Source organism: Aquitalea denitrificans (assembly GCF_009856625.1).
Lineage (GTDB): Bacteria > Pseudomonadota > Gammaproteobacteria > Burkholderiales > Chromobacteriaceae > Aquitalea > Aquitalea denitrificans.
The window spans coordinates 3,866,167-3,878,220 of sequence record NZ_CP047241.1; the positions used below are offsets into that span (position 1 = coordinate 3,866,167).

Here is a 12,054-nt window from a genome sequence, read left to right on the forward strand (position 1 = left end):
TGCCGGCAGGAAATCATGTCGAGCCTGAATCGTCTCACTTCCCTGCTGCTGGGAGCACTCCTGACCATTGCCCTGCTGTCGGCTGAATATGCGCTGCTGCTGGACAATGATCAGGTACGCGAACAAGAGAAGCTGCAACATTGGGGGGAGCTGGGAACGGAGCTGCTGGCCACCCGGCTACAGGAAATGCTCGACCGCACCGACCTGCTGGCACAAAGTCTGATCCGACAGCGGCACAGCACGGGCACCCCGCCCAATCTGAGCGAACTGGCACCCACCGTCCTGAAAGAAGAAAGCCGTTTTGGCGGTATCGGCATCGTACGGCGCATCGGCCCGAACCAGCGTGCCGAATTCGAAGCCAATATCGCCAACAGCATACGTACTCTCAAGGACCGGCATCTGGTCCCCAGCCCGCAGCAACCGATGTACTACCCGGTGGAAAGCTATCTGCCGGACGACGGCAACGCACTGCCGCAAGGGATGGATCTGGGCAGCCTGGACAACGCCAGACGCAAGATGGACCAGGCGCGCAACCGCAATCAGCCCATGCTCATGTTTAACACCCTGACGCCGGGTGCCACGCCGCGACTGGACATCATGGCCAATCTCGGTGATGACGGCCACATGTTGCTGGTCAATCTGCGTAGCGATCTACTGCTGCAAAGCAGCCAGAACAACCCCGACCAGCCCAATCCGCTGCAACATGTGCGCCTGGTGGTTTGGAATCAGGAAGCACCGGACCGCCCCAGCCTCGACTCGCTGCCCGCACAGGCCTTGCCATCAGGCAACCCGTTACTGACCACGCGCCGCCATATCGGCGGCTACGACCTGCTGTTTGGTGCCTACCCGCTGGAAGAAGACCAGCCGGCACTCAGCATGCAGGGCTACGGCATTCTTGCCGTCTCGGCCATCATCATGTGCCTGCTGCTCATTCTGCAGCAGCGGCAGATTACGCATAACCGGGAATTGCGTATCCTGCTGCGCCGCCAGCACCAGCAGCTGGAACTGAACAACCGCACGCTACGCGAACAGATCAACGACCGCACGCATTCCGAGCAGGCTCTGGCGGAAAGCGAAGCCCGCCAGCGCGCCATCCTGCAAGCCAGCTCGGACGCCATCATCCTGATCAACCGCAATGGCCTGATCACCCATGTCAATCCCGCAGCCGCCCGGTTGATTGGCCAGAGCGCGGAATCCATCGAGCACCTGCCGGTCGGCTCGCTGCTGACCGAACTCTACAGCCTCAACCCCAGCATCAGCTTTGAAGCCATTGCCGCCGCCCGTGAAGGCCGCCCCTTCGAGGCACACTTGCTGTGCAGCGACAACCGGCATATGCCGGTGGAACTGTCGCTAAGCAGGGTTGAAGTCCCGGACGACTCCTTCTACGTGGCGGTGTGCCGCGACATCAGCCTGCGCAAGGAGCAGGAGGCCGCGCTGATCCGGCTGAAAAACAGCCTGGCCGAGCAGGTGGAAGTACAAAGCCGGCAACTGGCAGCCCTGCTGGAAGCCAGCCCCATGGCCATGGCCTATATTGTCGACCGCCACCTGCGCCGGGTAAACGGTGCTTTCCTTGATCTGTTCGAACGCAAGGAAGACGAGGTCATCGGCCAAACCACCCTGCCCTACTTCGAAAGCCAGGAGCAATGGGAGCGCACCGGCCGCGCACTGTACAACCTGCTCAATGACGGCAAGGTGGTTCAATCGGAAGTGAAGCTGCGCACCGGCTCCGGCAAGGTCATCTGGTGCCGCATGTTTGGCCGGGCGGTGAATCCGTCCGTGCCCAAGCTGGGTACCATCTGGCTGTACCAGGACTTTTCTGCCCAGCGCGAAATGGAAGACGCGCTACGCCAGGCCAAAACCCTGGCCGAGGAAAACAGCCGGGCCAAGACCGAATTCCTGGCCAATATGTCGCACGAGCTGCGCACGCCGATGCATGCCATCCTGGGCTTTACCGAAATCGGCGAAGCGCGCTCGCGCCAGCTGCAGGATGACAAGCTGGCACAGTACTTCCAGCGCATCCACAGCAGCGGCAACCGCCTGCTGCAGTTACTCAACGACCTGCTGGACCTGGCCAAGATGGAAGTGGGCAAGATGGACTACCATTTCGGTCATTACGATCTGACCCACTGTCTGCGCGAAGCCTGTGATGAAATGACCCCGCTGGCAGGCAACCGTAATATCAGGATCTACCTCTACAGCACGCCGGACAAGCTGACTGCAGACATCGACCCCTTCCGGCTGGGGCAGGTGGTGCGCAACCTGCTGTCCAATGCCATCAAGTTCAGTCCGGATGGCGAAGTCATTCGCGTCACCGCACGCCTGCAACAGGACAGCCAGCAGCAAGAACAGATCATGCTATGTGTGGAAGATGCCGGCCCGGGTATTCCGGCGGATGAAATCGAAACCATCTTCGACAAGTTCATCCAGAGCAGCGCCACCAAAACCGGGGCTGGCGGCACCGGCCTGGGCCTGGCCATCTGCCGCGAAATCATCCTGGCACATCATGGCGTCATTTTTGCCGAAAACCTGAGCCCGCGCGGTGCAGTATTCACTGCCCTGCTGCCACGCCAGCACGACAATCACACGCCAAACGAGGAAGCCTATGCCCCACCGTCTTTTACTCGTTGACGACGAGCCATTCAATCTGGAGCTGATGACCGAGCTGCTGGAAACTGCAGGCTATGAAACCGTGTGCGCCGACAATGGCGAACAAGCCTGGCAGATCCTGCAAGAACAAGGCAGCACGCTGTCCATGGTGCTGCTCGACAAGATGATGCCCGGCCTGAATGGCTTTGATGTGCTCAAGCGCATCAAGAGCACGCAAGAGCTCAACTTCCTGCCCGTCATCCTGCAAACTGCCATCGGCTCCCCTTCCAGCGTGCAGCAAGGCATGGAGGCGGGTGCTTTTTACTATCTGACCAAGCCCTTCTCGCGCGATATGCTGCTGGCGGTGGTCAAGGCAGCCCAAAGCCACTGGGACCGGCACCAGGCATTTCGAGAACTGGCCAAGCAGCACCTGGATGCGCTGTCCCAGTTGCAGCAGGCTGAATTCCGCCTGCGCACCCTGAAAGAAGCCCAGACCGTCACCGCCTTGCTGGCACGCACTTGCACCCAACCGGAAAAAGTGGCGACCGGCCTGTTCGAGCTGATGGTCAATGCCATCGAACACGGCAACCTGGGCATCAGCTACGCCGAAAAAACCAGGCTGCAATCCGAAGGCGGCTGGGAAGAAGAACTGGAACGCCGCCAGCACGATCCGGTACTGGGACAACGCGAAGTCAGCATTTTCTTTTTCCGCGACGCCAGTTGCTACCGCTTTACCATCCAGGACATGGGGGATGGCTTTGATTGGCAGAACTATCAGGACTGTCCGTCGGCCTCGCTGCTGGCCAGCCATGGCCGCGGCATCCTGATTGCGCGCAAGCTGTCCTTCGACAATGTTGAATACCAAGGCAATGGCAACCGGGTTGTCGCCAGCGTGCTGCATACGCCTTAATTGGCCGCCACCCCGCAGTTGCCAGGGCTGCGCCAGTAGCGCGCAGCTTGAATCCGGTAGCACTCAAACGACAGCTCCGTCCCCATGTCAACGCTGATCAAGCCGTCCGCATCGGTACGCAGCACCCCACCTTGTGCCTGCAAGGCCTCCAGCACCCGTGGCTGCGGATGACGGTAGCGGTTGAGAAAGCCCACGCTCAGCACTGACCATTGTGGCGCCACCGTCTCCAGCCACTCCGGCGCGGTGGAGGTCCGGCTACCGTGATGCCCCACCACCAGCACCGTGCTGCGTAATTGCCCGCCATAATCCGCCACCAGCTGCTGCTCCACCGCCCGTGGCGCATCGCCACTGATCAGGATGGCATGCCGCCAGCTGGCCACCCGCAACACACAGCTGTGGCTGTTGTCATCAGGCAACTGCGCGCCGGCTGGCGGCCATAGCACATCAAAGCGCACCCCATCCCACACCCAGCTCTGCCCTCGCTGGCAGATCTCCCCCGTCAAACCATATTGCTCCAGCGTGGCCGCCTGGCCCGCCAACACGCGCCGCAGCGGTATGGCTGCGGCAATATCAGCCGTGGCAGCATCGTGATCCTTGTCATTGTGCGACAACAGCAGCACATCCAGCTGACGGATGCCAAAACCACGCAATTGCGGCAATACCCAGCGCTCGCCACCTGCGGCACCGGTATCGAACAGCAAGGCATGCTGATGAGTCTGGATCAGCACGGCCAAGCCTTGGCCGACATCCAGCAAGCGGATGCGTGCGGTACCAGGCTCTGGTGCTGCGGGCTGGTAGAACAATACCGGCAGCAGCAGACTGCCGCCCAACCAGCGCCCCGGCATGCCACCAGGCGCCAGCAGCCAGACGCTGCCTATCCCGCCCAGCAACAACAAAGGCCATGGCAGTGCGGCAGCCTGCCACACCGGCAACTGCGCCAGCCAGTCCACTCCACGGTAAAACCACTCCGCCAGCCAGCCGGCCAGTTGCAAGGGCAGATCCCAGGGCAACGCCACCGCCAACAGGCTGGCCGGAGTCAGCAACACGGAAACAAAGGGAATGCCCAGGGCGTTGGCCAGCGGCGACACCAGCAGGAAACTGCCGAACATGGCGAGCAGCGGCAACAGGGAAGCCACGGTAGCCGCCCATTGCCCCATCAATGCCTGCTGCACTTTCCCGGCAGGACGCCGTCGTCCCAGTGAAGACAGCATCAGTGCGGCCACCAGGCCAAACGACAGCCACAGACCGGGTGCCAGCACTGCAAAAGGATCGATCAGCAATACAATGGCCAAGGCCAGCCACCAGATATGTAGCCCGCTCCAGGTGCGCCGCCATAGCAGCATCAGTGCCACGCAGCACAGCATGTAGAGCGTTCGCTGGGTGGGCACGGAAAAGCCGGCCAGCACCGCATACGCAGCAGCAGCCATCACGCCGGACAGCACAATCAGAATGCGCGGGTGCAAATAGCTGACCGGCCAGCGTCGCAGCAGCCAGGCCACGATTGCCGCTGCCATCCCCGCCACCATGGTGATATGCAAGCCTGAAATAGAAACCACGTGGGTCAGGCCGGTACGAGCCAGGCTCTGCCATTCCTCTCGCGCAATCTGCTGTTGGGCACCCACGGTCAAGCCAGCCACTAGTCCGGCAGCACGCTGTTGCCCCAGCACGGTTTCGATACGCAATACCAGCCTCTCACGCAAGCGATCCACCACTGCCAGGACATCATTGGCCTCACCCAGCCGCTGCGCTCCGGGCTGCACCGTGCCGGTGGCCAGAATGCCCTCTGACCAATACCACTGCTCCGCATCAAAACCATGGGGATTGGCGGTGGACTGTAATGGCCGAAAACGCGCCGTCAGCCTCCAACGCTCACCGGCATGCCAGGCCATATCACTGGTAGCCTCGCCCTTGCGGGCAAAAACAGACAGCTGCACCCGCTCCGGCAGTTGTGCGCCCGACGTCAGCACCTGTTCTACCTCAAACTGCATGCGCACCCCATACGTGCCGGATACCGGCAAACCACGCACCACGCCTTGCAAGGCCAGTGGCTTTTGCCATAGCGACGCGGGCAACGCTTGTGCCAGCCGCCATTGTGCACGGGCGTCGGCATAGCCAAGCCCAAGCAAGAAGGCCAACAGCATACCGGCCAGCCATGCCGGACGCGCTGGGGCAAGCCGCGACACCAGCAACAGCAGCAGGCACAGACCGGCAAGATTCCACAGGGAGGGCAACACGGGCAAAAAGGCACAGCAAACAATGCCGGCCACAAACAGTGCAAGTTTCAGCATGTGTTCCTTATGCCCGCAGCTGCTGCGCACGACAATGTCGACAGGGACAGGCGGCTTGCCGCACTGCCATACATCCCGTATCGTGCCGGCATGATTCAAGGAAGCCCCATGACACCCACTGCGCTGTTCTGCGCTGAAAGCGCCCGCCACGACCAGGCAGCCCTGCTCGCCAGCCGCTTTGCCCTCCCCCTGCTCACTCGCCGTCCGGAAGAGGGCTACTGGCTGGAGCTGGGTGCAGAGCGGCTGGAGCTGGTCACTACCGGCAAGCACGGCGCGGTGTATGCCGAATTTGTTGAAGGCGCGGCGCGCCACCGCCGCGAACAGGGTGGTGGCCGTGGCCAGCCCGTTGCCAAGGCCGTCGGCCTGAAGGGTGCCAAAGACCTGCCCCACATTGTCGATGCCACCGCAGGCCTTGGCCGCGACAGTTTTGTGCTGGCCAGCCAGGGCTGCCAGGTGACCATGGTGGAGCGCTCGCCTGTGGCTGCCGCCCTGCTGTTTGATGCACTGGAACGCGCCGCGCGCGCGCCGGAGACCGCCGACATCGCATCCCGCATGCAGCTAGTGCACGCCAATTCAGCCGACTGGCTGGCACAGCTTGGCGACAATGAGCGACCAGATGTGGTGTTTGTCGATCCGATGTTTCCAGATACCGACAAGAAAAGCGCGGCGGCCAAGAAGGACATGCAGGCCTTCCAGCATGTGATTGGCGATGACATGGACAGCGCCCGCCTGCTGGACGCCGCCATTGCCGCCGCCAGGGTGCGCGTGGTGGTGAAGCGGCCACGCCTGGGCTCCCCCATCGAGGGCGTCAAGCCATCGGCAGTACTGGATGGCAAGTCCACCCGTTTCGACCTTTACATCATCAAGGCCCTGCGCCCGGAACACAGTCAGCCCTGAAGCGGGGAGCTGGCTGGCGCAAACCGGCTTGCCACACCGTCATCCCCGGCCTAGCCTGACTATACGGCCAGCAAAAAATCGACTAGAAAGCACGCCATGAGCATCACCTTTGCCGACCTGCTGCAACAGTACTGGTCGGCACAAAAATGGGAAGTCAACCTGCTGATTACCTGCAATCTGCTGGGCGGCCTGCTGCTGGGCTGTCTGGTGGGTTATGAGCGCTGGTCCAATGGTCGTGCCGCCGGCATGCGGACTTACGGCTTGGTATCGATGGCCTCAGCCGGCGTCATCAGCATGGTGGGGTACTCCGGCTTCTGGTATGGCGGCATCCACGCCGACATCATGCACGGCGACATGACGCGCGTGGCACAGGGTGTACTGACCGGCGTGGGTTTTCTCGGGGCCGGCATGATCATGAAGGAAGGCATGTCCATCAGCGGCCTGACCTCGGCGGCCTCGGTATGGATGTCCTCGGTCATTGGCATTCTGGTGGGCGTGGGCTTTTATTTGTCAGCCATTTCGGTGACCTTGCTATGCGTCATTTGCATGCGCTTGCTCAACTGGATGGAAAACCGGCTGCCACGCCGCTTCAGCCTTTATGTCAATCTGACGGTCCTGCGCGAACATCAATGGACGGTGGAAAAACTGTGCGACAACCTGCGCACTCTCGGCGTGATCGTGCATGAAGACAGCATTGCCCTGAAGGTGGATGCCCAGACCAGCGACTGGGGCTTCATGGTATCGGCCATCAACAAGCACCATCTGATCAACGTGGTGGACCTGTCACGCGCCATCATGCAGCTGGAAGAAATCGAAAGTTTCAGCGTACAGCCGGCACGCAACTGAGTCGTCAGGCCGGCTGCCAGCCATCGTGGCGCAAACGCTCAGCCACCGCGGTAGCGGAACGGCGGCAGGCCAGCACCGGAATGCCGTGGGCAGCCGCCGTATCGCGATAATGCCGCATGGCATTATGACCAAGAAAATCGGTAAGCAGGATCAGCATCTGGGTGTTCTTGGGCAGCGGCAACTTGCGCTGGTGCAGGGTATTACGACCGGTTATGTGGCGGGCAATACGGATATCATACAGCGCCAGCACATCGGGAATCTGTCCCAGGCTGTCGCCGCCAATCAGCAAGGCATCCATGTCCATTCTCCTCAAATGCCGCACTGCGGCAGGGCGATGGAACCATCGTAGCCGGGCTGTTTAATTCCAGATAATAATAAAAACTGGAATTCTTATTCCTCACTAACACAAAACATGTTCAGGCACATCGCCGCCATGCCAAGCAAGGTAGAATGCACTGATGAATACCGAAGACCGCCTGAATGAACTGGAAGTGAAAATCGCCTTCCAGGACGACCTGCTCGACAGCCTCAACAGCACCATTGCCCGCCAGCAACAGCAAATCGACTTGCTGCAACAGCAACTGCGCCTGGTGTATCAGCAATTCAAGGCCGCCCAGCCCGATAGCGGCAACAGCGGCGGCTCCCTGCGCGACGAAATACCGCCGCATTACTGATCCATCAGTTCTTTTTGCGCTTGCGCGACACCACGGCTTCAATGTTCTTGCGCGCAATCAACGGGGCCGATGCCGTCAGCGGTTTGTCGACATCCGGCGCTTGCAGCCATTTGTGCATGATCAGGCAATCCACCAAGCCCAGGCTAGGGTGCCGGTAAGCACCCGGCACCCGGCCTACCTCGGCAAAACCCAGCTTCTTCCACAAGGCGACCGCCACGGCATTACTGGCCACCACTGCATTGAACTGCATGGCGAGAAAGCCCAGTGCGCGTCCGCGCTGCTGCGAATGCGCACACAGGGCAGCCGCCACGCCCTTGCCACGCGCAGCCGGGGCCACCATATAGCCGCAATTGCACACATGGCCACCCGGCCCGGCTGCATTCGGCTTGATGAAGTAACTGCCCAGCAGCACGCCATGCTCTTCGGCCAGCCATGTTTCCTGTGGCAGCTCATGCCATAGTGCCCGCGCTTGCGCCTCGCTCAGTTGCGGGTCATAGGCATAGCTTTCCTGCGCCTGGATGATGGCCTGAAATGTTGGCCAGAACGCGGCAAAGTCTTCCGCCAGCATGGGCCGGATATTCATGTTTTCCTCCTGACAGCCATTGGCTGCGTCATATTGCCGGACAGCAGGCTGGCGCCACCAATCAAGGCTGCGCCCAGCCATTCCTGCAAGCTCATTGCTTCGCCGGCCAGCAGGTAGGCCGAGATGGCGGCAAATACCAGCTCCAACAGCATCAGCGTCATGGTCTGGCTTGCCGGCAGCAGGCTGACGCCATGCTGGGAAATGATGCTGGTAGCCAGCAAGGTCATACCCAGCAAGGCCAGCAGCAGCGCGGCAGCCAACGAAACATCCAGCAAGCTGCCCAGTTGCTGGCGCGCACCCAATGCCACCAGCCCCATCAGCGCCACGCCCACCCAGATGGTGGCAGACTTGACCGGCACCGGCAGATCCCGCGCCCGTTTGCTCAATACATTGCCCAGGGCAAAGCTGATACCGCCGGACAGCGCCAGCCATTCATAGCGCTGGCTGAGCAGCGCAGCGCCATCCAGCAGGCCGGGACGATACAGGATGATCATGCAACCGGCCAGCGACAGCGCCACCACCAGCCAGCCACTGCGCGTCAGCCGCTCATGCAGCAGCAAACGTGAAAAAAAGGCCGTCCACAGCGGTGACAGGTAAAACAGCAGCAATACCCGCATCACCATGCCCTCGGACACCGCCCAGGTGTAGCTGAAATTGCACCAGCCAAACAGCAGGGCCAGCAGCGGCAGTACCGGGTGCCAGCGCAGTTGGCGACGGTAGACATCAAAGAACAACATGCCGCCCAGTAACGCTGCCAGCAGGTAGACCAGCAATGAGGTATGCGCGGTGCTGATACCCTGCTGGCTGAGCACGCGGAACGGGTACCACATCAGCCCCCACACCAGCGCTGTGGTAACGACGGCAACAATGGCAAGAAGCTTTTGTTTTACAAGAGGCATCACGATTTCTTAAGATGGGCGATTCTGCGGCACTGCACTACAGTCCGCCAAACCGGATCAGCGGCGGCCAGCATAACCGGCCAGCCCCCACTGCAACAGAGAGAACCAAGCGTGAATCCCCACCTGGACAGCCTGCAACCCTATCCCTTCCAGCGTTTGCGTCAGCTGATGGCTGGTGCGGTCCCGGCTGACAAGCCGCATATCAACCTGTCGATCGGCGAGCCGAAACACCCGACGCCGGAGGTCATCAAACAGGCACTGGTCAATGCACTGGGCGGACTATCGGTGTACCCGGCCACGCTGGGCAGCGTGGAGCTGCGCCAGTCGTGTGCCGACTGGATGCAACGTCGCTACAACCTGCAACTGGATGCAGAGAAGGAAGTGCTGCCGGTCAATGGCAGCCGCGAAGCCCTGTTCGCTTTTGTGCAGACGGTGGTCAACAGCCAGCAGGCTGAAAAACCGGTGGTGATTTCACCCAATCCGTTTTACCAGATTTACGAAGGCGCAGCACTACTGGCAGGCGCGGAACCCTTCTATGTCAACTGCACCGCCAGCACTGGCTTTCAGCCCGACTGGGCCAGCGTGCCGGAAAGCGTATGGGCACGCACCCAGTTGGTCTTCGTCTGCAGTCCGGGCAATCCCACGGGTGCCGTGATGTCGCTGGACGACTGGAAAAACCTGTTCGCCCTGTCCGACCGCTACGGTTTTGTCATTGCCAGCGACGAGTGTTATTCGGAAATCCACTTCGGCCAGCCGCCGCTGGGTGGACTGGAAGCCGCCAGCAAGCTGGGCCGCGGTTTTGAGCGACTGGTGATGTTCACCAGCCTGTCCAAGCGTTCCAATGCGCCGGGCATGCGTTCGGGCTTTGTTGCCGGCGACGCGGCCCTGCTGGCCAGCTTCATGCTGTACCGCACCTATCAGGGCGGTGCCATGAGCCCCACCATCCAGGCGGCCAGCGTAGCCGCCTGGAATGACGAAGCCCATGTTGAGGAAAACCGGGCCGCCTACATCGCCAAGTTCCAAGCCGTCACCCCGCTGCTGGCCGAGGTGCTGGATGTCAGCCTGCCGGATGCCAGCTTCTACCTGTGGGCCAAAGTACCCGGCGGCGATGACACCGCCTTTGCCCGTGCACTGTTCGAGCAGGAGCACATTACCGTGCTGCCGGGCTCCTTCCTGGCGCGCACCGCGCATGGCGTAAACCCGGGCAGTGGCTATATCCGTATCGCTCTGGTCGCGACACTGGCAGAATGTCAGGCTGCCGCCGAACGCATCGTGCGCTTCGTCAAGACAACAACCATATAAGCGACATCCACCAGCTATGACTGTTTCCATTCACATTGCCAAAGGACTCCATCACATGCATCCGATTCAAGCATTGATCGAAGAAGCGTTCGAAAAGCGCGCCGACATCACCCCCGCCACCGTTTCCGCCGAACTGAAGGCCGCCATTGGCCAGGTCATCACCGAGCTGGACAACGGCCACCTGCGCGTCGCCGAAAAAGTGGACGGCGACTGGGTGGTCAACCAGTGGGTGAAAAAAGCCGTGCTGCTGTCCTTCCGCATCCGCGACAACGTGGTGCAGGACGATGGCGTCAGCCGCTACTTCGACAAGGTGGACACCAAGTTCCACGACTGGAGCGAAGCCCACTTCAAGGAAGCTGGTTTCCGCGTGGTACCGGGTGCCGTGGCACGCAAGGGCAGCTTCATTGCCAAGAACACCGTGCTGATGCCGTCCTACGTGAATATTGGTGCCTATGTTGACGAAGGCACCATGGTGGACACCTGGGCCACCGTTGGCTCCTGCGCCCAGATCGGCAAGAACGTGCACCTGTCCGGTGGCGTGGGCATTGGCGGCGTGCTGGAACCGCTGCAGGCCGGCCCTACCATCATTGAAGACAACTGCTTCATCGGCGCACGCTCGGAAGTGGTGGAAGGCGTGATCGTGGGCGAAGGCTCGGTGATCTCCATGGGCGTGTATATCGGCCAGTCCACCAAGATCTACGACCGTGAAACCGGCGAAGTCAGCTATGGTCGCATTCCGCCGGGCTCGGTGGTGGTATCCGGCAACCTGCCGTCCAAGGATGGCAGCCACAGCCTGTACTGCGCGGTCATCGTCAAGAAAGTGGATGCCCAAACCCGTAGCAAGACCAGCATCAACGATCTGCTGCGCGGCGTCTAAGCCGCACGACCCGGTCAGCGCTTTGCTGCCGGCCTTGTACACCAGACCCGGCCACGCCGGGTCTTTTGTTTGCACCACCATTCAAGCTACGGCAATGTGATGACAACAGCCTGCTTGCCCCACAACCATGCCAATGAAATAATATGGCTACTGATTTTTCAGCCTGGCTTCAAACTTGTTTAAAAACTAACA

11 protein-coding genes are annotated in these 12,054 nt (G+C 60.9%); 7 read left to right on the forward strand and 4 right to left on the reverse strand.

The annotated features are described in order from the left end of the window. The first annotated feature begins 15 nt into the window (after positions 1-15). Together GSR16_RS17820 and GSR16_RS17825 are read left to right on the forward strand one after the other, a co-directional pair. Positions 16-2,628, forward strand: a complete 2,613-nt coding sequence (locus GSR16_RS17820; RefSeq protein ID WP_159879762.1) for a sensor histidine kinase — start codon at positions 16-18, stop codon at positions 2,626-2,628. Then, positions 2,603-3,496: an ATP-binding response regulator gene (locus tag GSR16_RS17825; protein ID WP_159879764.1), complete on the forward strand. Its 894-nt coding sequence runs from the start codon at positions 2,603-2,605 to the stop codon at positions 3,494-3,496. The genes GSR16_RS17820 and GSR16_RS17825 overlap by 26 nt, the downstream gene beginning before the upstream one ends. On the opposite strand, the gene GSR16_RS17830 is transcribed toward GSR16_RS17825, so the two are convergent. Continuing rightward, positions 3,493-5,784, reverse strand: a complete 2,292-nt coding sequence (locus tag GSR16_RS17830) for a DNA internalization-related competence protein ComEC/Rec2 (RefSeq protein ID WP_159879766.1) — start codon at positions 5,782-5,784, stop codon at positions 3,493-3,495. The genes GSR16_RS17825 and GSR16_RS17830 overlap by 4 nt on opposite strands. 108 nt (positions 5,785-5,892) lie before the next feature. On the opposite strand from GSR16_RS17830, the gene GSR16_RS17835 reads away from it, so the two are divergent. Next, positions 5,893-6,681 (forward strand): class I SAM-dependent methyltransferase, encoded by a 789-nt coding sequence (locus GSR16_RS17835; RefSeq protein WP_159879768.1) that lies wholly within the window; start codon positions 5,893-5,895, stop codon positions 6,679-6,681. A 96-nt stretch (positions 6,682-6,777) separates the two neighbouring features. Beyond that, positions 6,778-7,527 (forward strand): MgtC/SapB family protein, encoded by a 750-nt coding sequence (locus GSR16_RS17840; RefSeq protein WP_159879770.1) that lies wholly within the window; start codon positions 6,778-6,780, stop codon positions 7,525-7,527. A gap of 4 nt (positions 7,528-7,531) precedes the next feature. On the opposite strand, the gene GSR16_RS17845 is transcribed toward GSR16_RS17840, so the two are convergent. Beyond that, positions 7,532-7,825 (reverse strand): DUF2325 domain-containing protein, encoded by a 294-nt coding sequence (locus GSR16_RS17845; protein ID WP_159879772.1) that lies wholly within the window; start codon positions 7,823-7,825, stop codon positions 7,532-7,534. Between the two features lie 160 nt (positions 7,826-7,985). Between GSR16_RS17845 and GSR16_RS17850 the strand changes: the two genes are divergently transcribed. Next, positions 7,986-8,201 (forward strand): SlyX family protein, encoded by a 216-nt coding sequence (locus GSR16_RS17850; RefSeq protein ID WP_159879774.1) that lies wholly within the window; start codon positions 7,986-7,988, stop codon positions 8,199-8,201. A gap of 4 nt (positions 8,202-8,205) precedes the next feature. Here the strand turns inward: GSR16_RS17850 and GSR16_RS17855 are convergent, their stop codons facing one another. Both GSR16_RS17855 and GSR16_RS17860 read right to left on the reverse strand, forming a co-directional pair. Further along, positions 8,206-8,784, reverse strand: coding sequence for a GNAT family N-acetyltransferase (locus GSR16_RS17855; protein WP_240902529.1), 579 nt, complete (start codon positions 8,782-8,784; stop codon positions 8,206-8,208). After that, entirely contained in the window at positions 8,781-9,683 is a 903-nt protein-coding gene (locus GSR16_RS17860; protein ID WP_159879776.1) for a DMT family transporter, read from the reverse strand. The genes GSR16_RS17855 and GSR16_RS17860 overlap by 4 nt, the downstream gene beginning before the upstream one ends. A gap of 111 nt (positions 9,684-9,794) precedes the next feature. Between GSR16_RS17860 and dapC the strand changes: the two genes are divergently transcribed. Beyond that, a complete protein-coding gene (gene dapC / locus GSR16_RS17865) occupies positions 9,795-10,985 on the forward strand; it encodes a succinyldiaminopimelate transaminase (protein ID WP_159879778.1) in 1,191 nt (396 codons plus the stop codon). Positions 10,986-11,040: 55 nt separating this feature from the next. Next, on the forward strand, positions 11,041-11,862 hold the full coding sequence (gene dapD / locus GSR16_RS17870) for a 2,3,4,5-tetrahydropyridine-2,6-dicarboxylate N-succinyltransferase (protein WP_159879780.1): 822 nt from the start codon (positions 11,041-11,043) through the stop codon (positions 11,860-11,862). The last annotated feature ends 192 nt before the right edge of the window (positions 11,863-12,054 follow it).

What these genes read in the sequence shown, in the direction of transcription:
- GSR16_RS17825 (WP_159879764.1), top strand. Translation starts at nt 2,603, where the DNA reads ATGCCCCACCGTCTTTTACTCGTTGACGACGAGCCATTCAATCTGGAG.
- GSR16_RS17835 (WP_159879768.1), top strand. Translation starts at nt 5,893, where the DNA reads ATGACACCCACTGCGCTGTTCTGCGCTGAAAGCGCCCGCCACGACCAG.
- GSR16_RS17840 (WP_159879770.1), top strand. Translation starts at nt 6,778, where the DNA reads ATGAGCATCACCTTTGCCGACCTGCTGCAACAGTACTGGTCGGCACAA.
- GSR16_RS17855 (WP_240902529.1), bottom strand. Translation starts at nt 8,784, where the DNA reads ATGAATATCCGGCCCATGCTGGCGGAAGACTTTGCCGCGTTCTGGCCA.
- dapD (WP_159879780.1), top strand. Translation starts at nt 11,041, where the DNA reads ATGCATCCGATTCAAGCATTGATCGAAGAAGCGTTCGAAAAGCGCGCC.
- GSR16_RS17820 (WP_159879762.1), top strand. Translation starts at nt 16, where the DNA reads ATGTCGAGCCTGAATCGTCTCACTTCCCTGCTGCTGGGAGCACTCCTG.
- GSR16_RS17860 (WP_159879776.1), bottom strand. Translation starts at nt 9,683, where the DNA reads ATGCCTCTTGTAAAACAAAAGCTTCTTGCCATTGTTGCCGTCGTTACC.
- GSR16_RS17845 (WP_159879772.1), bottom strand. Translation starts at nt 7,825, where the DNA reads ATGGATGCCTTGCTGATTGGCGGCGACAGCCTGGGACAGATTCCCGAT.
- GSR16_RS17850 (WP_159879774.1), top strand. Translation starts at nt 7,986, where the DNA reads ATGAATACCGAAGACCGCCTGAATGAACTGGAAGTGAAAATCGCCTTC.
- GSR16_RS17830 (WP_159879766.1), bottom strand. Translation starts at nt 5,784, where the DNA reads ATGCTGAAACTTGCACTGTTTGTGGCCGGCATTGTTTGCTGTGCCTTT.